At 72.2% G+C, this 22,125-nt stretch carries 13 protein-coding genes and 1 pseudogene; 9 read left to right on the top strand and 5 right to left on the bottom strand.

From position 1 onward, the window contains the following. Together VZL07_RS22170 and VZL07_RS22165 are read right to left on the bottom strand one after the other, a co-directional pair. Nucleotides 1–2,049 carry an FtsX-like permease family protein gene (locus tag VZL07_RS22170; protein WP_426749602.1) on the bottom strand — a complete coding sequence of 683 codons (2,049 nt, stop codon included), beginning with the start codon at nt 2,047–2,049 and terminating at the stop codon, nt 1–3. Between the two features lie 95 nt (nt 2,050–2,144). Continuing rightward, complete coding sequence (locus VZL07_RS22165) at nt 2,145–6,053, bottom strand: SDR family oxidoreductase (RefSeq protein ID WP_426749601.1); 3,909 nt, start codon at nt 6,051–6,053, stop codon at nt 2,145–2,147. Between the two features lie 87 nt (nt 6,054–6,140). Here VZL07_RS22165 and VZL07_RS22160 point away from each other — a divergent pair, with 87 nt between their 5' ends. Both VZL07_RS22160 and VZL07_RS22155 read left to right on the top strand, forming a co-directional pair. Continuing rightward, nucleotides 6,141–7,643, top strand: a complete 1,503-nt coding sequence (locus tag VZL07_RS22160) for a class I SAM-dependent methyltransferase (RefSeq protein ID WP_426749600.1) — start codon at nt 6,141–6,143, stop codon at nt 7,641–7,643. Nucleotides 7,644–7,768: 125 nt separating this feature from the next. Then, complete coding sequence (locus VZL07_RS22155; protein ID WP_426749599.1) at nt 7,769–8,710, top strand: fatty acid desaturase; 942 nt, start codon at nt 7,769–7,771, stop codon at nt 8,708–8,710. Nucleotides 8,711–8,717: 7 nt separating this feature from the next. Here the strand turns inward: VZL07_RS22155 and VZL07_RS22150 are convergent, their stop codons facing one another. Genes VZL07_RS22150 through VZL07_RS22140 form a run of 3 tightly spaced genes read right to left on the bottom strand, consistent with a single transcriptional unit; the run spans nt 8,718 to nt 11,623 of the window. After that, complete coding sequence (locus VZL07_RS22150; RefSeq protein WP_426749598.1) at nt 8,718–9,884, bottom strand: aminotransferase class I/II-fold pyridoxal phosphate-dependent enzyme; 1,167 nt, start codon at nt 9,882–9,884, stop codon at nt 8,718–8,720. A 17-nt stretch (nt 9,885–9,901) separates the two neighbouring features. Further along, on the bottom strand, nt 9,902–11,404 hold the full coding sequence (locus VZL07_RS22145; protein ID WP_426749597.1) for a class I SAM-dependent methyltransferase: 1,503 nt from the start codon (nt 11,402–11,404) through the stop codon (nt 9,902–9,904). Nucleotides 11,405–11,416: 12 nt separating this feature from the next. Beyond that, nucleotides 11,417–11,623, bottom strand: a complete 207-nt coding sequence (locus tag VZL07_RS22140; RefSeq protein ID WP_426749596.1) for a hypothetical protein — start codon at nt 11,621–11,623, stop codon at nt 11,417–11,419. 115 nt (nt 11,624–11,738) lie between these two features. On the opposite strand from VZL07_RS22140, the gene VZL07_RS22135 reads away from it, so the two are divergent. The 7 genes and pseudogenes from VZL07_RS22135 to VZL07_RS22105 all read left to right on the top strand — a co-directional run. Further along, complete coding sequence (locus VZL07_RS22135; RefSeq protein ID WP_426749595.1) at nt 11,739–12,560, top strand: lysophospholipid acyltransferase family protein; 822 nt, start codon at nt 11,739–11,741, stop codon at nt 12,558–12,560. Continuing rightward, nucleotides 12,557–13,504, top strand: coding sequence for an NAD-dependent epimerase/dehydratase family protein (locus VZL07_RS22130; RefSeq protein ID WP_426749594.1), 948 nt, complete (start codon nt 12,557–12,559; stop codon nt 13,502–13,504). Before VZL07_RS22135 ends, VZL07_RS22130 begins: the two co-directional genes overlap by 4 nt. 38 nt (nt 13,505–13,542) lie before the next feature. Continuing rightward, a complete protein-coding gene (locus VZL07_RS22125; RefSeq protein ID WP_426749593.1) occupies nt 13,543–15,126 on the top strand; it encodes a bifunctional 3-(3-hydroxy-phenyl)propionate/3-hydroxycinnamic acid hydroxylase in 1,584 nt (527 codons plus the stop codon). A 184-nt stretch (nt 15,127–15,310) separates the two neighbouring features. After that, a complete protein-coding gene (locus VZL07_RS22120) occupies nt 15,311–16,528 on the top strand; it encodes an endonuclease domain-containing protein (RefSeq protein WP_426749592.1) in 1,218 nt (405 codons plus the stop codon). Further along, the gene (locus VZL07_RS22115) at nt 16,515–17,726 is read left to right on the top strand and encodes a hypothetical protein (RefSeq protein ID WP_426749591.1); all 1,212 of its coding nucleotides are present in this window, start codon (nt 16,515–16,517) and stop codon (nt 17,724–17,726) included. Before VZL07_RS22120 ends, VZL07_RS22115 begins: the two co-directional genes overlap by 14 nt. A 21-nt stretch (nt 17,727–17,747) precedes the next feature. After that, the gene (locus VZL07_RS22110) at nt 17,748–21,299 is read left to right on the top strand and encodes a helicase HerA domain-containing protein (protein WP_426749590.1); all 3,552 of its coding nucleotides are present in this window, start codon (nt 17,748–17,750) and stop codon (nt 21,297–21,299) included. Between the two features lie 94 nt (nt 21,300–21,393). After that, nucleotides 21,394–21,504, top strand: a pseudogene (locus VZL07_RS22105) (hypothetical protein); the annotation flags it as partial. Between the last annotated feature and the right edge of the window lie 621 nt (nt 21,505–22,125).

Raw genomic sequence — 22,125 nt, 5'->3', positions numbered from 1 at the left:
TCAGCCCTCGCCCTTGCGCATGGCCTCGATGGGCGCCACCGCGCTGCCGCGCCACGCGGGCACCAGCGAGGCCAGCACCACCACCCCTGTCACCGCCACCACCACCCCCAGCGTCCCACCCAGCGACAGCTCCGGATGCAGCACCGGCCCTCCGAGGAAGAACTGCAACGAGCCATCCTCCACCGCCACGCCCCCGCCCGTCGCCAGCCGCAGGAGCAACGCCCCCAGGGCCGCGCCCAGCAGGCTCCCGGCGCCGCCCAGCAAGGCCCCTTCCAGCAGCAGGGAGGTGAAGACCTCGCGGCGCTGCATGCCCACCGCGCGCAGCGTGCCCACCTCCGCCACCCGCTCTCGCGCCAGCAGCAGCAGCGTGCCGGCGGCCACCAGCGCGACGAAGGACGACAGCAGCAGCGCGAACAGCAGCAGGACTGCCTGGAGCATCACCACCAGGCCTCCCAGCAGTCCGCCCGCCTCCTGCCAGCCCACCGTGGCCAGCGCGTCGCCGCCGGGCAGCGCGCCGATGCGCGCGGCGACGTCCTCCGCGGCGACGCCCGGCTCCAGCACCACCGCGGCCTGCATCACCGCGCCGCCGGTGAGGTCCTCCTCAGAGTAGGTCTCCGGCAGGGCCCGGGCCCGCTCGAAGACGGGCGACATCTCCCGGTGCTCCGTCTGGGCCTCGCCCTCGACGATGGCCGGCGGATGGAACGCCTCCAGCGACTCGGGCGGCGCCGTCGCGTCCCCTTCCATGCCGAAGGACTCGAACAGCTCCCGGGCCTCGGCTTGCTGGGCCTCCGTGGGACGCCCGGACAGGCGCCGCGCGGTGACCAGGTCCACGAGGCTCAAGGTATTCACCCGGCTGTCGTCGCCGCCCAGCCCCCGGAAGCGGAAGGTGCCGTACACGCGCACCGGCGCGGAGATGACGTTCTCCAGCGGAGAGCGCAGGGTGAGCGTGTCGCCGGGCTTCAGCCGGTACAGCGGCAGGTGCGGCGCCAGCTCACCGTAGAACTGGCCATACCGCGTGTCGAAGTTCGCGTCGTCCACCGAGAGGAAGCGCGTGAGCAGCGTCTCGAGCTCCCCCGTCTCCCCCAGCACCCGGGCCAGCTCCGCCTGGAGCGCCGTGGCGCGCTCGACGTCCAGCCGGGCCACCAGGTCCGGCACCTCGGCGAGGTTGCGCGCCACCAGCGTGCGGAGCTGCTCGTCCTCCGCCAGGGTGTAGCCTTGCCCCCGGTCGCGGCGCAGCGTGTCCAGGCGCACGGCGATGGGGTGCTTGAAGTGCTGCTCGTAGGTGGCGTGGCCCATCACCAGGCCGCGCGTGCCTGGCGGAGGCAGCTGCCCGGACACCAGCTCGAAGCGCGGAAAGGCCTGGGCGAAGCGCGTCACGTCCGTGCCCAGGTAGTCCACCGGCAGCTCCTCGCCCTCGCCCGCCTGCCGCGCCACCCGGTTCTCCAGCAGCTCCAGCAGACCCTGCGGGTCCTCGGTGAAACCCGCCCAGAAGGCGGGCTGCGCCGCCTCCCGGAGGACGCGGAGGTCCTCGGTGAAGACGGGGTCCTCCGCGAAGGCCTCGCCCCGGCGGTCCGCGTTCCGGGCCACCCGCTCCAGCGTCTGCCGCAGGTCCTCGCCGAGCCGGCGCAGCCGCGCGTCCCGCGCCTCGGTGGCCGGCTCGCGCGCCACCGCGCGCAGCACCGCCAGCTTCTCGTCCAGGGCGTTGCCGCGGAACGTGGCGCCCATGCCCAGCTCCAGCGGCACCACCGCCCGCACGCCGGGCATCGCGCTCAGCCGCGGCTCCAGCGCCGCGTAGTCAGGGATGGGGAGCAGGTCCGGCACACCGCCCGGCCCCACCACCACCTGCGGCGTGCCGGCGGAAGCGGCGGCATACACCTGGAGGTCGCCCGCGCCGCTCTCGATGAGGCTGCGCCGGGTGCCCTCGTGGATGCTGTTCATCAGAGACACGCCCGGCGTCAGCAACGCCGCCGCGCCAGCCGCGAGCAGCCCCACCACCCAGCTCCGGGGGCGGGCCAGCACGCTTTGAAGGGTGAGCCACCACAGCGTCACGCAGGCTCCTGGGACGATGACAAGCCCGGGTGACACCTCGACCCGGGCGGAAGGGACGCTACACCGGACAACCCGGATGAACTACCGCTCCCCGCTCATGTCGGCCCCAGCACGCGCAGCAGCAGGTCCACCTGGGCATCACTGAGCGCCGAGATGTCCACCTGCGTCACGTCCACCACGCGCCGGACGTGGTCCGCCAGCGCCGTGGCCGTGGGGTGCTCGAAGAGGGCCGCCTCGCGCAGCCGGAGGCCGGTGCGCTCGTTGATGCGCGCCATCACCCGGGTGGCCTGGAGCGAGCTCCCACCCAGCGTGAAGAAGTCGGAGCCGGCCCCCACGCCCTGCGCGCCGAGCACCTCGTGGAACGCCTCCATCACCACCGCTTCGAGCGGTCCCGGCGGCGCGTCCCCAGTGGCCCCTGACAGCCGCGCCGCCAGGGCCTCACGGTCCACGCCGCCATCCGCGCGGCGGGGCCAGTCCGTGACGGCGTGGAGCACCGCGTCCCCGAGGACCTCCAGCGCGCGGCCCGTCGCTCCAGGAACGGCGAAGACATGCGCCGCTTCCAAGGGGGTCCCCTGCCCCAGGCCGGCGTGGCGCCAGGGCCAGGCGGATGCCGCCACGCCCGCCAGCAGATGCACCGGGCCATGCTCCGCCCCCAGCGCCACCGCCGCCAGCGCCTGGGAAGGCTCCAGCACCCGGTAGCCCGGCGGCGCGGCCCCCAGCGAGCGCGCGAGCCCCGTCTCCCGCACCTGGCTCAGCGACACCGTCACCGCGGGCCGGCCTCGCGCGGCCAGCCGCTCCGCGAGCCGCTCGAGCAGGCCCGTTCCGGCGCAGTAGGCCGCGTGACGCCCCGCGCCCAGGGTCCCCATCAGCGACGATGCGAAGACGAGGAGGGCCTGGGGCCGGTGCTCCAGGGCGGCGGCGACGGACAGCGCGCCGCGTGCATGAGCGGACGCGCCCTTCACCAGCGCCTCCGGCGTCTCCTCCGCCAGCGTGGCCGGCGTCAGCGTGCCCGCGAAGTGGAAGGCCCCCTCGCAGGGGCGACCGAAGTGCGCCTCCGCGCGATGCACCGCCTCGCCCAGCGCCGCCACGTCGGTGACGTCCACGGAGACGTACATCGCCGCGCCCAGCTCGGACTCCAGGGCCCGGGCCTCGGGCCCGTGAGGCCGCCGGCCCACGAGCAGCAGCCGCGCGCCCAGGCCCTGACGCAGCAGCCGCGCCCAGGCACGCCCCAGCCCGCCCAGCGCGCCCGTCACCAGGTAGAGGCCGTCCTGCTTCAGTCGCTTCGCCGCGGTGAGTGGCGGCGGCATCCAGGGCGTGAAGACGCGCTCCCACCGTGTGCCGTCCCGCCAGGCCACCTCGCGCGCGGCATCCCGGGACGCCAGCTCCAGCGCGGCGAGGCGCGCCGACTCCTCCGCCCCATCCGGTGTCCACACCACCCGAGCCTCCAGGCCCGGCACCTCCGCCGCGGCGGCCCACGACAGGCCGGGCACCAGCAGCAGGCCCGCGGCGTCACGCTCCGCCTCGGGCAGCACCACGAGCAGGCGCACGGGGCCGGAGCGCGAGATGTCCCGTGCCAGCGATTGGACCGCGTGCAGCACCGGCGTCACGCACGCGGCGGCCTCGGACGAGGCCGCGGCCCCCTCGACTCCGGGCGGCGCGACGACCACGTCCTCGCAGTGCACGCCCCGCCCCGCCAGCGCGCCCAGGACCTGGGCGAGCGTCTGCCCCTGGTGCGGCGCCACCCGCACCACCTCGCGGCCCGGCAGCCGCGCGCGCAGCCCCTCGGTGAAGGCCTCGTCCGCCAGGGCGATGAGGACCCCCCGCGTGGCGTCCCCCGCCGGCGTGGGCAGCGGCCGGACCACCCACCGTGCCACGGCGAGGCACGGAGGCATCGTGGCGGGCCCGCCCAGGATTCGCAGCGCGCGCTGGTGCTCGCGGGCCAGTTCCCCGGCCTCGAAGCGGCGGCGGAGCTCCGTCCGGCCCCGCTTGCCCAGCTCGGTGCGAGGCACCTGGTGACGCTCCAGCGGCAGCAGGCACGCCACGTGGAAGCCGAGCACCCGCCCCACCATCTCCCGGATGCTTCGCAGCAGCTCCGCCAGCGGCGGCGCGTCCGGCGCGGGGACGAAGAAGACGGCCAGCTCGTCCGTCTGCGCATCACCGCTCCGCGTCGGGCAGGCCACCGTGTACGACGGCAGCACGCCGGGCACCGTCTCCACCACCTCCTCGATGTCCTGGGGGTAGACGTTGTTGCCGTGGAGGATGAGCACCTCCTTCTGCCGTCCCGCGATGCACATCTGCGTGTCGCGAATCACGGCCATGTCGCCGGTACGGAACCAGCCGTCGGCGGTGAAGGAGCGGGCGTTGAGCTCCGCGTCGTCCAGATAGCCGGACAGCACCTGCGCGCCGCGCGCCTGGAGGTGCCCCACGCGCCCCTGCGGCACCACCTGGTCGGCATCGTCCACCACGCGCAGGGCCGCCCCCCGGGGCGGCGGCCCCAGCTCGGTGGCCCCTTCCACCGGATGGCTCCGCACCCCGCGCGTCATGGTGAAGTACGACGACGTCTCCGCCATGCCCCAGGCCGGGCACACCGCGTCCTCGCGAAGCCCGCTTTCGCGCAGCGGCTCCGAGAAGCGCCGCAGCGTCGCGGGCAGCACCGACTCGCCGCCGCACCCCAGCACGCGCACCTGCTCGAGCCGCCACGCGCGGCGCTCCCCGCGCTCCAGGCGGTCCGCCACCAGCCCGTAGGCGAAGTTGGGCGCCCAGCTCATCGTCCCGCCGAACTCCGTGAGCAGGTCCAGCCACCGCAGCACATCCGACAGGACGTAGTCGCGCGCCACCAGCACGTGGGGCGTCCGCGTCCGCAGCGCGAGCAGGTGCGGGTAGCTCGTCCCCGCGACGTGGTCCAGCGGCATCCAGCTCACCCCGAGGTCCCCGGGCAGGTACCACCCACCGGCCACCATGCCCTCGCCCATCGCCATCAGGTTGGCGTGCGACAGCACCACGCCCTTGGGGCGGCCGGTGCTCCCCGACGTGAAGGAGAGAATGGCGGGCGACTCCGGCGTGACGGCGGCGGGCGCCCCCGGCTCCGCGTCCGCCAGTGCGTCCAGGCCCAGGGCCCGCAGGCCCAGCTCCGCCAGGGGCGCGGCGGCCCGTGCGTCCGTGAGCAGCAGCGGCGCGCCCAGCCGCTCCGACACCGACGCGAGCCGCGCGACGCCGGGCTGGGCGCGCTCCAGCGACGCGGGCAACGCCAGCGGGACGGGCACCACGCCGCCGAGCGTGCAGGCCCAGAAGCCGCGCACGAAGTCGCCCGGGCGCTCCATGGCGAGCATCACCCGGTCCCCCGCCTTCACGCCCCGCGCACGCAAGCCGCCCCAGGCACGCAGCGCCTCGTCCCACAGCGCGGCGAAGGTCAGCGTCTCACGCCGGCCCTCCACGTCGATGAAGGTGATGACCCGCTCCGGGGCCTCCGCCCCGGCCTGCTGGAGCAGTTCGATGAGCGTCCGGGGCGCGCCCGGCGGCGATTGGCGCGGCCCCGAGTCGATGAGCGACGGCCTGGCATCCACGGGCGCCGACGCCGACGCGCTCGCGGCCTCCACGGGCGCCACGCCGCCGGCCCTCGCCAGCAGCGCGTCGGGCAGCAGGCTGGCCAGGGGCGTGAAGGACTCCGCGTCCTGGCGAGGTCCCACGAGCGCGACCGCCTCGGTGCCCTCGTGCTGGAGCGCGTCCTCCAGCGCCCGGAGCCTCGAGGGGATGGGAGGCCGCGCCGCTCGCAGCGCGGCTTCGTCCACGCGCCCGGAGTCCTGCCTCGGCAGGGCGTCCACCAGCGCGACCGCCGGCGCCTCCCCCGGCATCCGCTCCTCGAGCCACGCGGTCAGCTCCGCCGACGTCACCGCGCGCCGGGGCACCACCCAGGCCACCTGCTCCGCCACCCAGACGTCCCGGACGCGGTCGTCCGAACGCAGGAGCGCCTCCGCGAGCTGCACCACCGACACGCGTGATTCCATGTTTCAAGCGTATCAGAGCCGTTTGCCACGCGGCCCCCCGAGGGCCGGGTTGCACGCCATGGAAAGGACAGGCCAAGCTGCGTCCACATGGCCGCCCCCCACGAGCCCCCCTCCCTCGCGCAGTCCCTGCACTTCTGGGCGCGCAATGCCTCCAACGAGTCCGCGCTGCTCCAGGCCTCGCTCCGGCTGGGGCTCTTCGACGCACTCGCCGTGGGAGACGCGGCCACGGCGCCGGCGGTGGAGCAGCTCGCCCAGCGGCTGGGGTGCTCGGCGCGAGGGCTCCGCGCCTTGCTGGAGCTGCTGGTGTGTCTGGGATTCGTCCAGATGGATGACACACGCCGTTTCAGGCTCGCGACCCACACGGCGGCGCTCCTGGATGACGCGGTGTTTCAGGCGCGACTCCGCGCGGAGCTGCCGTGGTGGGGCCCCATGGGCCTGCTGGCGGAGGCGGTAACGTCCGGCGAGGCGGTGGACGTCGAGGGCCAGCGCTGGGACGTCCTGGGACATGTGCGCCAGCACCTGGTGGAGCCCGCGCCTCCCACCGCCGCCGAGCAGGCGGACTTCTTCGACCGCTTCACCCGCGGCGGCCTGCGGCACCAGGTGCTCCTGGCGGCGGGGCGCCTGGGCGTGCTCGAGGCGCTTGCCAGGGGCCCCCATTCCCTGGAGGCGCTGGGAGAGGCCACGCGCACGCGGAGCCCGGGCGTCCTCGTGGAGGCGCTGGCGGCCATGGGGCTGACGCGACGTCAGGGCGAGGACTGGGCCCTCTCTCCCGAAGCCGCCCCGGTGCTGGAGGGCAAGGCCTTGGCGTACCTGGTGCGCTCGCTCTCCGTCTCCGCGCGGTACTGGGAGGCGCTGGGCCGCCTCGACGAGACGGTGCGCCACGAGCGCTACGTGCTGGACTTGAAGGACCCCGAGGTGAGCGGGCGCTTCTACGCGGACAACTCCCAGCAAATCACCGCCGTGTTCGCCTCGCACTTCCAGCTGAGCCGCCGCGCCGCCACCACGCTCGCGAGCGTGCGGCCGCTGGAGGAGGCCTCGGTGCTCGACATCGGCACGGGCTCGGGCGTGTGGGGCGCGGCCTTCGCGCGCGCGTCCGCCTCCACGCACGTCACCTACTTCGACCAGGCCGTGGTGCTGGAGCAGGTGCGGCGCAACGTGGCGAAGCTGGAGGTGGCGGACCGGGCGCGCTTCTGGCCGGGGAACCTCTTCACCCAGGACTTCGGCACCGCGGACTTCGACGTCATCATCCTCCCGCAGGTGCTCAACGTGCTGCGGCCCGAGGACGTCCCGGGCCTCCTGGCCCGCGTGGCGCGCGCGCTGCGGCCCGGCGGCATCCTGGTCATCGCCGAGTACGTGCTGAACGAGCGCCGCGACGGCCCCCTGGACCACCTCTATTTCGGCCTGCGCCGCTTCATGACCAATGAGGGCGACCTGTTCTCCGCCTCCGAGTACGCGAAGCTGCTCGCGGACGCGGGCCTCCCGTCCTCCGTGTGCATCCCCCTGCCCACGCAGGAGCTGGTGTTCGCGGCGCGCGCCGGGGTCCCGCTGCCCACCGCGCTGGCCGCTCCGCCCCGAGCGCCGTCCGCCTGACACGTTGTGCCGCTGCCGCGGGCGCCGCCTTGCCCGGCCGGGAGGCCCCGGCTACCGTTCCCCTGTTCCCCCCCTGCATCGAAAGGTCTTCAGTGAGCGCCGCCCCCAGGGAGGACAGCAACGCCTTGCCGTCCCCGGCCGCGCGGCCCGTCCGCGGCGTGCGCGCGGGCTCCATCGCCGCGAGGCTGCGCGCCGAGTATGCCCGGGAGGTCGCCGCGCTCGGCTACCACGCGCACGCCGTGCCCGGGGCCCTGGCGCACCTGGCGATGCACCTGGGCCTCGCCGTGGGCGTGGCGGCGGCATTCGAGCAGGTGCTGGCGCTGGCGCCCCGGGCCGGCTGGCTCCTGTACCCCGTGGCCGCCTTCCTCATCGCCACCCGCTTCCGTGCGGTGGGCAACATGCTGCACGAGGCCTGTCACGGCATGCTCGTGCGCGGCAAACGCAACAACCGGAACCTGGGACACCTGCTGGCGGTGCTCGACCTGACGGCGCTGGCCCCGTACCGGAGGGACCACTTCACCCACCACCTGCACCTGGGTGACGCCGAGAAGGACCTGGACTTCCAGCCGCGCCGCCGCTTCGGCTTCGCGGACCCCGACCGGCCCTTCGCCCGGGACCACCTGCTGCGGCCCCTGCTGCTCATCCACCTGCCCGCCTTCATCCGCCCGGTGCTGTTCCACCGCGAGGACCCGGCGTGGGTGACGCTCATGCGCTGGGCCTTCATCGCGGGGCTGCTCACCCTCGGGCATTTCGTGGGCTGGGCCGTCTTCCTGCGTGCCTACGCGGTGCCCTACTTCGTCGCCTACCAGGTCATCCGCTACTGGTCCGACGCCGTGGACCACGCGGGCATCATCGCATCCGCGGACGAGTTCCACCGCTCGCGCAACCACATCTTCGCGTGGGGCTTGCTCAACCGGCTGCTCTTCCCGCGCAATGACCAGTACCACCTCACCCACCACCTCTTCCCCGCGGTGCCCACGCCCTTCCAGGGGCGCGTGCACCACCTGCTGCTGCGCGACGCGGAGTATGCCGCGCGCGAGCACGCCTTCTCCGCGCTGACGCGGTAGCGGCGGCTCACCGTGCGGTGGCGCGCTCCATCGCCTCCAGCGCCTCGGGAAAGCGCTCCGGTGAGATGCCCAGCCCCAACCGGAAGCCATACCCGCGCTCCAGCGGGTGCGCCCCCTCCGGCGCCCCCGCCTCCATGGCGCTCAGGGGCAGGACGAACACCCCCGCCTCCGACAGCGCCTTCAGCAGCGCGTCCGCATCCTCGGCGTCCCGTGCGGCGCGCAGGCCAATGCAGGTGACGAGGCCGCCTCGTGGCGCCACGCCATAGACGCCGCGCGAGCGCTCCAGGAAGGCCGCCAGCGTGGCCCGGTTGCGCAGCCAGTCCTCGCGCGCGCGGCGCAGCGCCGGGCTGAGCAAATCGCGCAGCACCTCTCGCGCAATCCACTCCGTCACCGGATTCACCGTGTGGGTGGTGTAGTTCTTCTCGTTCTGCATCCGCGCCAGCATCGCCGTGTCCCCCACCGTCCAGCCGATACGCAGCCCCGGACAGCCCAGGCACTTGATGAAGGAGCCGGTGACGAAGTGGCGTGAGCCCGGCCGGTACACCGTCTCCCCCAGCACGGACGTCTCCGAGGACAGGAAGCGGTAGTGCTCGTCCCCCACCACCGTGGCCCCCGTGCGCTCCGCCCAGGCCTCCAGGGCCGCGAGGGCCTCTGTCTCCAGCACGAGGCCACTGGGGTTGTGGGGGTTGTTGATGATGAGGGTGTCGGGCCGCTCGCGCTCGAGCCGCGCCAGCCACCGGTCCACGTCGACGGAGGGCACGCCCCGCGCGTCCCAGCGCACCGGCAGGCGGACCACCTCGGCCCCCTGTCGCAGGGGCAGCTCGTAGAGGAGCTGGAAGGCGGGCCATGCCAGCGCCACCTTGCGCGGCCGGAGCTGGCGGAAGAGCAGCAGCAGCGCCTCGCTGGTGCCCGTGGTGATGAGGACGTTGTCCCGCGTGGCGCCCGGGTGCATGGCCGCCACGGCGTCGCGCAGGTCCGCGCGGCCCCAGTTGGGGCTGTCATTCAGGGGCGTGGAGAGGAACACCTCCATGGCGCGCTCGGCGCTGACGCCCGAGCCGGCGAGCAGCTCGCCCACGGTGACGGGACGGCCACCGGATTCCCCCAGGTTGTAGCGCGCGGTGAAGCGCGAGCCCTCCAGGTAGTCCTCCATGAAGAAGGTTCGCAGCGGGTCCATGGTGCTCCTGGGCGAGGTCAGGCGGCAGAGGAGGCGGCGTCGGCCCACGCGACGTCGCCGCGGTGGGCGATGACGACCTGTTGGATGGGCATGTCGAAGGCGCGCGCGTGGGTGAGCCCCACGGGCGCCAGCAGCGCGCGGAACTCCGGGAGCGACAGCACGTCGCCCTCGTTCGTCACGTACCGGCGCAGCGCGAAGTAGAGCGCGTCCAGCGGCCCATCGCGGCGGTCCGTCAGCAGATAGCCGGAGATGAGCAGCAGGCCCCCGGGCTTCAGCGCGCGGGCCAGCTTGCGGAAGAAGCCGGGCAGCTCCGAAGGCGGCAGCGCGGGGATGATCTGCGGCAGCAGGATGATGTCATAGCGGGACTCGCCGTAGTCCACGCCCAGGCAGTCCCCGGCCCACAGGTGCGAGCGCGCCTCCAGCTTCAGCTTCGCCAGGTGGGGCCGCACCGCGTCCAGCACGTGCGGCGAGTCCAGGTAGGTGACGTGCGAGGACGGGTCCGCCAGCCCGAAGGCCGCGCCCCAGACGCCCGAGCCGGTGCCCACGTCCAGCACGCGCGCCTCCGCCAGCGGACGCATGGAGCGCACCAGCGCCGCCGCCTGCCGGCTCAGCCGCAGGTGCGAGGCGAAGATGCTGGAGATGCGCGAGGCGTTCTCCTGGTAGATGCGGCGCGCGGCCTCCGGGTCCCTCAAGTCCAACCGGAAGCGCTGCTCGCGCACCGCCTCGTCCAGGTGCCCCAGGGCCTCCCAGTAGGCCAGGGTCGCCGGCAGCGCCCGCTGGAAGTACGGCAGGCTCTGGGCGTCCAGTGCCCGGCCCGCGGACTCGGTGAAGGCCCAGCCCCCGTCCGTCTCCTGGGCGATGCCCATCGACGCCAGCACGCCGAGCAGCACCGCCAGCGCCTCGGGCACCGCGTCCGCCTCCCGGGCCAGCGCCGCCAGCGGCACCGGCCCCCGCACCAGCCGGGCCAGCACGTCCAGCTCCGCCGCCGCCACCAGCGCCAGGGTGCGGGCGGGATTGCGAGCGAAGCGGTCGTGGAAGTCGCGGGCCTGGGCGCTCGGCGCGGGCACGGGCGGCGCCAGGAACAGCGCGCGGTACCAGCCCAGCAGGTCCCACGACGCGCCATCCCACTCCACCGGGGCGCCGCCGCGCACGGCCTGGGGAAGCAGCGCCAGCACCTGCCACCAGCGCCGCGCCTCCTCCAGCGTGGCGGCGAAGGCCGCGTCGCGGAGGAAGGCCGCGCTCGACGCAGGCAGCGAGTACCCCCGCCCGTCCTCCAGGTGGACGAAGCCCAGCGCGACCAGGGGCTCGATGACGGCGCGAACGCCTCGCACCGCCCCACCCACCCGCGCCGCCAGTGCCTCCAGGGACACCGGCTCGGCCGTGCCGGATTCGGGCAGGTGGGCGAAGAGCCCGAGCGAGAAGGCGGCCTGGAGCGCCGCGGCCTCATTGCTGGCGTCGCGCGCGTGAAAGTTGAGCTGCTGGACGAATGCGGGAGACGGCGCGATAGCAGGCTGAGACAAGGCAGCGCTCCTTCAGGTCCAGCGGAACAGGCGACTGGCGAGCAACAGCGGCGACACGGTCCACGCCCCCACGGACGTGCCCAGCGACGCCAGGCCCGCGCCTTGGGGAATCAGCAGGCCCACTCGCTCGCCGCGGCGGCCGTGCAGGTCGATGCCCTCCACGGCTGCGCAGTCGCCGAAGCGCTGGACCTCGATGTCGAGTTCGTCCGGGTGTGTCATGAAGAGGGCGCCGGGGGAGCGCGAGCGAGTATGGCTCAACACCCGGCTGGAGCCCAACGGACCCGGTGTGGAAACCCGAGGGGTCGAGCGCGTCGGGATGCTACGGTGCCAGGCCGTGGCCCTGACCGACTCATTGGATGCCCGGGTGGACCGGCTGGAACTGCCGTTCAACGAATTCGGCGTCGACCCGTACGGCATCTCCAAGTCTCATGTGAAACACGCGCTGCGCATCTTTGGCGCCATCTACCGCTACTACTTCCGCGTGCGCTGCTACGGAGTGGAGCACATCCCCCCGCGGGGCCGGGGAATGCTGGTGGGCAACCACTCCGGCGGCGTGGCGGTGGACGGCGCCATGGTGCTGACGTCCACCATGCTGGAGATGGACCCGCCCCGGCTGGCGCAGGGCATGGTGGAGCGCTTCCTCCACAGCTTCCCCATCTCCTCGCTGTGGGCCAGCCGCACCGGCCAGTTCATCGGCCTGCCCGAGCACGCCCGGCGGCTGCTGGAGGACGACCGGCTGCTGATGATCTTCCCCGAGGGCGCCCGCGGCACCGCCAAGCTCTACAACGAGCGTTATTCGCTGGTGGACTTCGGCACCGGCTTCGTCCGCCTCGCCCTGCAGACGCGCTCGCCCATCATCCCCTTTGCGTTCCTGGGCGGCGGCTCGGCCATCCCCACGGTGTTCAACGCGTACACGCTGGGCAAGCTCCTCGGCGTGCCCTACGTGCCGCTGACGCCCTATCTGTTGCCGCTGCCCATGCCGGTGCAGCTGGAAATCCATTACGGCGAGCCGCTCGTGTTCCAGGGGACGGGGGACGAGGAGGACCACGTCATCGAGGGTTATGTGGAGAAGGTGAAGCAGCGCATCGCGGGGCTCATCGAGCGCGGCCGCGCGCAGCGGCACAGCCGCCGGCTCGGAAGGAAGCTGCTGCCATGAGGGTGCTGATTCCGGGCATCTCGGGAGGCATCGCCCGTCAGCTCGCGCTGCACCTGCACGCGCGGGGACACCAGGTGGCCGGTATCGACACCCGTCCCTGGGCGGAGGCGCGCGAGGCGGGCATCCAGGTGTACCGCGGCGACGTGCGCAAGCGGGCCGCGGAGGACGTCTTCCGCCGGTGGCGGCCCGAGGCGGTGGTGCACATGGCCACCGTCACCGCCTTCACGGTGCCGGGCAAGGAGCGGGGGCGCATCAACCTGGACGGCACCAAGGCGGTGTTCGACCACTGCGCGGCCCACGGCGTGAAGCAGGTTCTCTTCGTGGGGCGGCACACCTTCTACGGCGCGGCACCGGACTCGCCGCTGTACCACTCCGAGGACGAGCCGCCCCGCGCGCTGGAGGCCATCCCCGAGCTGGCGGACCTGGTGGCCGCCGACCTGTACGCCGCCACCGCGCTGTGGCGCCTGCCGAAGATGACGACGGCGGTGCTGCGGCTGCCCTACACGCTGGGCGCGCCGGGCACCGGGACGCTGTCGTCCTTCCTCAAGGGCCGGCGCGTGCCGCTGGTGCTCGGGTATGACCCGCTGTTCCATGTCCTCCAGGAGGAGGACGTGGTGACGGCGCTGACACTGGCGCTGGAGAAGCAGATTCGCGGCATCTTCAACGTGGCGGGCCCGCCGCCGATTCCGCTGTCCGTCATCGTCCGGGAGACGGGGCGCACCGCGGTGCCACTGCCCGCGCCGCTGCTGTCGCTGCTGCTCGGCCGGGCGGGCTTCCCGCGCCTGTCGGTGGGCGCCCTGGACCACCTGCGCTTCCCCATCGTCGTGGACAACCGCCGCTTCCTGGACGCCACGGGCTTCGAGTACCGACACAGCGTGGCGGACTCCCTGCGCATCTACCGGGAATCGGCCCCCATCCTCCCCGCGGGCCGCGAGGCACGTTAGACTTCCCCCGTAGCGGACCTGCTTCCGGGGGGAAGTCCATGTCGGCGGACGTCGAGGAAGTGGATGTCGTCATCGTGGGAGGCGGGCCGGTGGGCGTGCTCACCGCCAACCTCCTGGGACTCCAGGGCGTGCGCGTGCTCGTCCTCGAACGCGAGCGGACGCCCCACGGGCAGCCCCGCGCCTTCTCCTGTGACGACGAGGCGCTGCGCATCTACCAGGCCGCTGGCCTCATCGACGTGCTGAAGCCGGACCTGCGCCAGGGCCGGCGCGTCACCTTCACCGGCGTGGGCGGCCAGCGAATTGCCCAGGTGCGCCTGGGCGAGGTGGACTCCGGCTTCGGGTACACGCCCATCTGGTTCTTCTACCAGCCGCTCCTGGAGAAGGCGCTGCGCGAGGGCCTGTCGCGCTTCCCCGCAGTCGAGCTGCGCACGGGCACGGACGTGGAGTCGCTCGAGCAGGACAGCACGGGCGTCACGGTGCGCTACCACGCGCCCTCCACCGGCGAGCGGCATGCGGTGCGGTGCCGCTACCTGGTAGCCTGCGACGGCGGGCGGAGCACGGTGCGCGCGCTGCTGGGCATCCCCCTGGAGGAGCGCGGCCCGCAGGAGCCGTGGATTGCCATCTCCGGCACCGTGGCGGAGGAGGACGCGTCCCCCGAGTGCCACGTCGTCTGCGACCCGGAGCGCCCGGGCTTCGTGGGGCGCGGGCCGGTGGGCCAGTTCCGCTGGGAGTTCCGGCTGCGCACCGGCGAGACGGACGAGGAGATGATGCAGCCGGGCATGATTCGCCGGCTGATTGGCCCGTACGTGAATCCAGACCGGGTGAAGGTGGAGCGCGCGCAGCTCTACAGCTTCCGCTCGGTGGTGGCGCAGCGCTGGCGGGTGGGGCGCGCCTTCCTGGCGGGGGACGCGGCCCACCTGATGCCGCCCTTGCTGGGCCAGGGGCTGGTGTCCGGCCTGCGCGACGCGGCGAACCTCGCGTGGAAGCTGGCGTGGGTGCTCCAGGGCCGCGCCCCGGAGGCACTGCTGGACACCTATGCCTCCGAGCGCAGGCCCCACGTGCGGGCCCTGCTCGACGTCTCGGCGCGGCTGGGCGCCATCTTCACGGCCCGCAGCCGTCCCATGGCCTGGGTGCGGGACACGGTGCTCCGGGGCCTCCATGCCCTGCCGGCCACGCGCCGCTTCGTGGAGGGCTTTCCCTTCAAACCCGCGCCCTCCATTGAAGAGGGCTGGGTGCTGGGGGGCCGCCGCTCGGGAAGGAATGCCCCCGAAGGCAGCTACCTGCCCCAGCCACGCGTGCGCTGGGCCTCCGGCGAGGAGCGGCTGCTGGATGACCGCCTGGGCACGGGCTTCGCGGTGCTGAGCCGGGGTGGCAGCCCGGGAGCGGACGCCGCGCGCGAGCTGGCCGAGGCGCTGGGCGGCCGGGCCATCACCGTGCGCGCCGCGGGCGTGCCGGGCCTGTACGAGGACGACGTGGAGGACCACACCGGCCGGCTGTCGGAGTGGTTCCGGCAGCACGAGGCGGACATCGCCGTGGTGCGGCCGGACCGCTTCGTCTTTGGCGCGGTGCCGCTCGCCCGCCTGCCAGAGATGCGGGCCGCGCTGGGTGTCGATGAGCCTTGAGCGCGAACAGCGCTGTCTGGAGTTGCAATGACTGGGGCCCGTCGGACCTCGAGATGTGATGTCTGACTCAGCGTCGCGCCCCAGCACAATGACTTGCATCTGTCCATACCTCCCCAGGGGGTTGCATTGAAGTCCTTGGGAGGCGCAGGCTTCCCACCCGTCACGCGATTCCGGGGGAAATGGCTTGCAGCCATCATTGGATGCGGCGCTTCTCGACGCATTGGACCGACATGCCCAGAGACGTGCGCAAGGCATTGCCACCCTGAGCACGCTCGTCGGGCCTCCGGAACGGGCGCTGTCTGTCTGGACGGAGTGGATTCAGCGCCGGGGGTCGAGCGTCGTCGTCGTGGATGGGGACGACCTGCGAGCCGTCGTCTCCGCCTGGGCGGCGGCCCTGGCCAGGGACAGGAACCTGTCGAAAGACGCCGAGGCGTTCGTCCTGCGAACCCAACCCATGGACAAGGGGCGGGTGCCCCGGTTCCATGGCAAGACGGCCCATGAGCGTCGGGTGCTGCTGGAAGGGCTGACGCCGCCCCATGCCCATGCCGCCACCTGGCAGCTGTGTCAGGCCATCCTGGAGGCCCCCGTGGGCGCGCCGCCAGGCGTGCTCCCGGAGGCGGTGGGCAAGGCCATCGACCGCGCGCCCCTCGAGGCGCTGCAAGCCCTGCTCGCGCTGGCGCCCGAGGGAAGCACTCCGGCGCTCCGCGTCCGGGCCGGCCCTTCGGACTTCAGGCCGCTCCGCGCCGCCGCGGCGCTGTGTGCGGCGGCGCCCGCACTCACTGCGGGCTGCGTGCTCGCGCCCGAGGCCATCGACGAGCACCTCCGGCGGGGCGAGTCCCACGTCCTCGCCATGCTGCGGGAGGGACGGCTGGACCTCGCCCAGGCGGTGGTGGAGCTGCCTGTCACCGTGGGAGGCTCGGTGGCTTCCACGCGCGCGCGGCTCCGGCAAGAGGGCGCCTCCGAGAAGGTCGTCTCGCTCTACGACGCGGCGGCGCGCACCATTGCCTCCGCCTACAGGGACGCCGATGGCAGGGCCCGCAGCGAGGCGGAGAAGTTCCTGCATGCCCGGCTCCAGGAGCACCCCGCCACCCGCGGCCTCTTCATCCTCAATGGTCGGCTGGACCCAGGCAACGGCGGCCGGCCGCTGGAAGTGGACCTGCTCTGTTCCGAGCTGCGGCTGGCGGTGGAAATCGACGGGTACTTCCACTTCCGCAACCCGGACGGGTTCCGCAGGGACCGGCGCAAGGACGTCGCCCTCCAGTGCGCCGGCTACTGGGTGGTCCGCTTCCTCGCGGACGACGTGGTGGACCGCCTGGAAGAGATTCTCGAAACCCTCGACACGTTGATTGCCACCCGCAGGGGTGAGCTCACCGGGAAGGACGCACCGCATGGGAAGCGCTGACCACCGCCTTTCAGGCATTGCCTTGTCTTGGCTGATGACCCGCTCCGAGCGCCGCGGCACGCGCAAGGAATTGGAGGCCGCGCTCCGGCCCTTCGTGGAGCACCGGCTCAGCCGTGCGGAATGGAAGGCGCGCTTCGATTCACTGCTGGAGGCACTGCTGGATGGGAACCTGGTGGCGCTGCGCGCGCGCAGCGCCCTGGAGCTGACGCCCTCCGGACGGACGCGGGTGCTGCGCTTCCTCAAGCTGGAGCAGCCGCCTCGCGGCCTCACCTGGAAGAAGCTGAAGGCCACCTACCTGGCGGCGTACAGCCTGGACCTGCCACTGACGAAGGCCGTGCTGGCCCGGATGAAGGGCGCGGATGGGGTCCGCGCCGCCGCCTTGCAGCGGGCGCATGCGCTGGACGTCGGAGAAGGCCTCACCCTGGCGCAGACGCGGGACCGGCTCCTCTGGCGGCAGCTCGGCGTGGAGACGGCCCGCCCCTTCACGCTGAGCGCGGTGCAGGCGCACCTGCTCGGCCAGCTGCTGGACGCGGAGGCGAAGGACCCACGCCGGGGCGTGGAGCAGCTCGCCGCCCGGGCCGCCGGCGCCACCCGGGGGGACGCGGAGGCCGTGCGGCTGTCACTGCTGCGGCGGTGGGCCCTCTCCGAGGACGAGGACGCGTCTGGCACCGCGCCGCGAGCCTCCGAGACGGCGCCCGCTTCGAGCAAGGCCTCACGCGCGGCGCCTGACACCACACCGCAACGAGCCTCCGAGACGGAGTCCCGGGCACAGCCCGACTCGAGCAAGGCCCTGCGAGAGCCCTCGCATTCAACGCCGCCGTCCACGGCCGAGGGTGTCATGCCCCGGCACGCTGGCGTCACCATCACCCCCACGGTCCCCGCCGCTGTGTCGGCGCCAGACGCGGATGTGCCGCCCCAGCGGTCTCCAGCGGTCTTCGCCGAGCACGTGCTCACGGTGGCCCGAGCGCTCCCCACGGGCCGCTTCGGCCCGAACAAGGTCTTCATCTCCCACGTGTGGAAGGCCCTCCAGCCGGAGTGGAGCAACCGGGAGTCCTTCGACGCGGCGCTGCTGGAGGCCAACCGCAACCGACTGCTGTCACTGACGCGGGCGGACCTCGTGTCCGCCATGGACCCCAAGGATGTCGCCGAGTCAGAGGTGCGTTCGTTCGGCGCCAGCTTCCACTTCGTCGTCGTCTAGCCCGTCTTCCAGGAGCGTCCCGTGGCCAACGACCCTCGACTCGATATCTTCCTCAACGACCCCCGCGAGGTCTTCAGCAGCGTCGAACAGGGCCAGCACATCTGGCAGGCGGACCCGTTCGACGTGGAGGCCCTCAATGCCCCGGCTCGCCGCGCCTTCAAGCGGCTGCTCGCCCGGGCCACGTCGGACGCGCCCCCGGACGCGGGAAAGCTGCTGCTCCTGCTTGGAGAGTCGGGCAGCGGCAAGACGCACCTGGTGCGCGCGTTCCGCAACTTCGCGCACGGTCAGCGCCAGGGCTTCGTCGGCTACATGCCGATGACGGTCGATGCCGCGCAGTATGACCGCTACATCCTCTCCAACCTCATCGACTCCCTGGACAAGCCCTTCGACCTGGCGGGAGACGATGACGACAGCGGCTTGATGCATCTGTCGGATGCACTGATGGCCCAGTGCAACAGCGCCTTCGCGCCGCTCATCCCGGACGAAAAGGTCCTGGAGGACGACGAGCTGCACGGCACCATCCGCGCGGTGGCAGATGAACTGCTTGCGGACCCGCGCTTCCAGCAGGTGGAAGTGGACCTGCTGCGGGCGCTCATCTACCTGCAGCGGCGAGACCCACGCCTCAACCGTCGCATCTTCCACTGGCTGCGCTGCGAGGACTTGTCCCTCGCGGACCGACGTGTCATTGGCGACCTGATTCCCCGCACCGCCGACGACGCCCCCGCACGGATGGTGGAGCATCTGGGACGACTCATGGGCGCGCTGGGCCAGGCGCTCGTGCTCTGCGTGGACCAGGTGGAGGACGTCAGCGACTTCGAGCAACGGCCCCAAATGGAGGGCTCGTTCCGCCGCGCCATGAACAGCCTCGCGGCCATCGCCAGCCGGGTCCCTCGGTCCATCGTGGTGTTCTGCTGCCTCTCCGACTACTGGGCAAAGATGCGACCCCTCCTCAATCAATCGATTGTGGACCGCATCGAGAACGACCCCGAGCCGGTGATGTTGGAGCAAACGGTGACGGCCGACACGGCTCGTGACCTCGCGGCTCGACGGCTGCATTCGCTCTTCGAGCAGCGCGGGGCCTCCAGCAATCCGGCAGACCCGACGTGGCCCATCCCAGCGCAGGGCTTCGATGTGCTCGGTGGACACCGCGCACGTGATGTTCTGAACGAGTGCCGTCGTTATCGCGACCGCGCCATCCAGGACCAGAAGCTGCCAGCGGAGTTTCCGCTCAAACGCCCTCGGGCGGATGGAAAGGCGCACACGACCGTTGCGCACCCACCCACGCTGGACATGGACCAGCTCTGGACGGACTTCCGCGCCGCCTTCAAGGCGGAGCTGCCGGAGGAGGACTCCGATGTCGCGGCCCTGCTCGCGTGGGCCATCGAGGCGGGCAGCAACGAGCTTGGAGGCACGCCACGCTTCGATGTGAAGCCCAAGGACAACGAAATGCTGGATGTCCAGGTCCAGCCGGAGGGCCGCAAGCTCCTCGTCGCGCTCTGTGACCGGAATCCACGAGGTGGCGCGCTCGGCCGGCAGATGACGGAGGCGCTGAAGAAGGCCGCGGGCAAGACGCCGGTCCTCGTACGGACGTCGGAGTTTCCCTCGTCGACCGGGACCATTGTCGCAGAGCAGATTGGCGTGCTGATGCGCAAGGGGGGGCGTCGGGTCATCGTGGGTGACACCGAGCTCCGAGACCTCGTGGCCTTGCGCAGCTTCCGGGAGAAGCATGCCGCTGAGGCCGCGCTCATCGAGTGGAGCCGAACCGCCAAGCCCATCACGCGGCTCAAGTCCGTGAGCGACATCCTGGGGCTGGAGCGGCTGGACTCGCCCCCACCGCCCTCCGGACCGAAGTCCACCAGGCCCGTGCCCAGGAGCGACACCGGGGTCGGGGTCCCCATTGGCCAGGTCGGCGCCCGCCCCACGGCCGCCAAGGGACAGACCGAGTTGTTCAATGGGCCAACCACCCTGCCCTATGGCACCCCTGTTCCCGTCGAACTGCGCGCTGGGGCCACCCGGGAGCCAGCTGCTCGCGCCGAAGCAACCGGGCTTGCGCCAGGTGACACCTTGCCTCGCCATGAGTCAGAGCTGGGCATGAGCCGCAATACCGCGGCGGCCCCCGTTTCAGATGACCCGTTGCAGAACCTGACCATCCCATCGCCGATGCTGACAACGGCTCGCACGGTCACGCCTCCAGGTGGCACGAAGCCGCGCATTGGCTTTGCCGGCAACCAGAGCGTTCCTCCCGCCACGGAGGCCACGCCCACGCCTCCCGCGGAGGTTCTCACCGGACCGCTGCGGATTGGCGCGTCGGAGGGTGTCTTCACGCAGGTCGTGACCCTGGAACCCTCCGAGCTGACGCGGCACAGCGCATTCCTGGGCGGTTCCGGTAGCGGCAAGACGACGCTGGCCCTCAATGTGCTGGAGCAACTCCTGCTGCGCGGCATCCCCGCCATCCTCATCGACCGCAAAGGCGACCTCGCCGCGTATGCGCGCGACGCCTCCTGGGAAGAGAAGCTGGAGGACAGCGCGCTCCTCGAGCGAAGGAGGCTGCTGCGCGAGCGCGTCGAAGTCGCCGTCTACACGCCCGGCCGCTCCGACGGGCGGCCGCTCGCCATCCCCGTGATTCCGCGGGGCCTCGAATCCCTTCCCACGGAAGAGCGCGAGCAGGGTGTCCAGCAGGCCGCGGACGCCATCGCGGGCATGCTCGACTACAAGGCCACCCCCAACGACAAGGCGGCGCGGGCGCTGCTGGCCCAAGCGCTGCGGCTGCTGGTGCAGCGCCCCCCGGGCAAGGAACTGTCACTGGACATGGTGCAGAAGTTCGTTGCCGACCAGGATGAGGCGCTCCTTCAGGAAACCAGGGGCCTCCCGGCGAGGACCTTCGCCAAGCTTGCGCAGGACCTGGAAGTGCTTCGACTCGACATCCGCCCGATGCTGGCGGCGGGTGGCGAGCGCCTGGATGTCGAGGACCTGCTAGGCCTCGGCGCGTCCAAGACACCTGGGAAGACGCGGCTGAGCATCATCAGCACCAAGTACCTGGGAGACAACTCCCGGATCCTCTTCTGGGTCGCGCAGCTCCTCCTCGAGACCAACCGTTGGGCCAGTCAGCACCCTTCGTCCGAGCTTCAAGCCGTGCTGCTCTTCGATGAGGCGGACCTCTACCTGCCAGCGACGAGCAAACCCGCAACGAAACAGCCCATGGAGAACCTGCTCAAACGTGCGCGTTCGGCAGGCATCGGCGTCATGCTCGCCACCCAGAGCCCAGGGGACCTGGACTACAAGTGCCGGGAGAACGTGCGGACCTGGTTCGTTGGAGGCGTCAAGGAAGACAACGCCCTGAAGAAACTCAAGCCCATGTTCTCCGAGGCCCGGGTCGATGCAGAAACCAGGCTCCCTGGCCAGAAGCAAGGCCAGTTCCATGTCCTGCGGGACGGCCAGGTACAGCAACTCAAGGCCGACCGGTCCGTCATCAAGACCGACCAGCTCTCCGAGGACGAAATCCTCAAGGAGGCGCGCCGCACGCTGGAGCGCAGCAGCACGGCCGGGACACCCAAGGCCGGTGGCCCGCACTGACGACTCAGCGCATGTCAGCCCCTCCCTGTAGACATGGCTGCGTGGAAGGAACGTTCCTTCCACGCAGCGGTCGCCGCGAAGGGGGGCGGGACAGATGTTCACACTGGCGCAGATACGGGCCCGTGGGTTGCGCAACGCGGCAGAGCTGCTGGCGCAGCGCGGCTTCGACAACGTCCGGGCCGAAGAGCTGGCCCGGGCCGCGCGAATCTCGGTGGGCTCGCTCTACCGCGCCTACGGAAGCAAGCGTGGCTTCGCGCAGGCGGTGAGGAACCTCACGGAACAAGAGCTGTCCTACGTCGGATTCGTCGCCTACAAACTGGCGGATGGAAGCCAGCGCAAGGGGGACTTCCGCGAGGTCTTCCTCGCCTTCTGGTACGAGCTGGCCGACTGGGCGCTCCAACAGCCCGACCTGTTTGGATTCACCTTCCTCCACCCGGCGGTGGGCACCGAAGCGCACGCGGATTTTCGAGGACAGACGCGCGAGCAGGTACTCGAGGTCCTCATCCATGGCGAACGGGAGGGAGCCCTGGCGCCCGGCCGAACCCGCGTCCACGAGTGCCTGGTATGGGGTGTACTGGGAGAGCTCGTGCGCAGAGTCAGCCAGGGCGAGGAGCTGCTGGAGGAGGAGGTCCAGGCCTCGGCGGAGGCGCTCTGGCGTGCACTTACACCGGCGAAACCCGGCGGGCCGCGTGGCGGAGGCCCGCCGGAACCTGGAGGCGGCCAGTCCCCGAAGACAGACGTCGTCGCCCAGGACGGCCAGGCAACGTCGTCGGAGCTAGAAACGGCGGCACTGCCACCGTCAACAAGGGAGACCCCGCCCGTCCCA

It is taken from the genome of Pseudomyxococcus flavus, from assembly GCF_050038885.1.
Taxonomy (GTDB): Bacteria; Myxococcota; Myxococcia; order Myxococcales; family Myxococcaceae; genus Myxococcus; species Myxococcus flavus.
The sequence above is the reverse complement of the archived record's forward strand: the minus strand, read 5'-3'. Positions and strand labels throughout refer to the sequence as shown.

Excerpts from the sequence above, each read along its gene's own strand:
- VZL07_RS22165 (WP_426749601.1), bottom strand. The coding sequence starts at position 6,053 with ATGGAATCACGCGTGTCGGTGGTGCAGCTCGCGGAGGCGCTCCTGCGT.
- VZL07_RS22160 (WP_426749600.1), top strand. The coding sequence starts at position 6,141 with ATGGCCGCCCCCCACGAGCCCCCCTCCCTCGCGCAGTCCCTGCACTTC.
- VZL07_RS22150 (WP_426749598.1), bottom strand. The coding sequence starts at position 9,884 with ATGGACCCGCTGCGAACCTTCTTCATGGAGGACTACCTGGAGGGCTCG.
- VZL07_RS22140 (WP_426749596.1), bottom strand. The coding sequence starts at position 11,623 with ATGACACACCCGGACGAACTCGACATCGAGGTCCAGCGCTTCGGCGAC.
- VZL07_RS22130 (WP_426749594.1), top strand. The coding sequence starts at position 12,557 with ATGAGGGTGCTGATTCCGGGCATCTCGGGAGGCATCGCCCGTCAGCTC.
- VZL07_RS22125 (WP_426749593.1), top strand. The coding sequence starts at position 13,543 with ATGTCGGCGGACGTCGAGGAAGTGGATGTCGTCATCGTGGGAGGCGGG.
- VZL07_RS22115 (WP_426749591.1), top strand. The coding sequence starts at position 16,515 with ATGGGAAGCGCTGACCACCGCCTTTCAGGCATTGCCTTGTCTTGGCTG.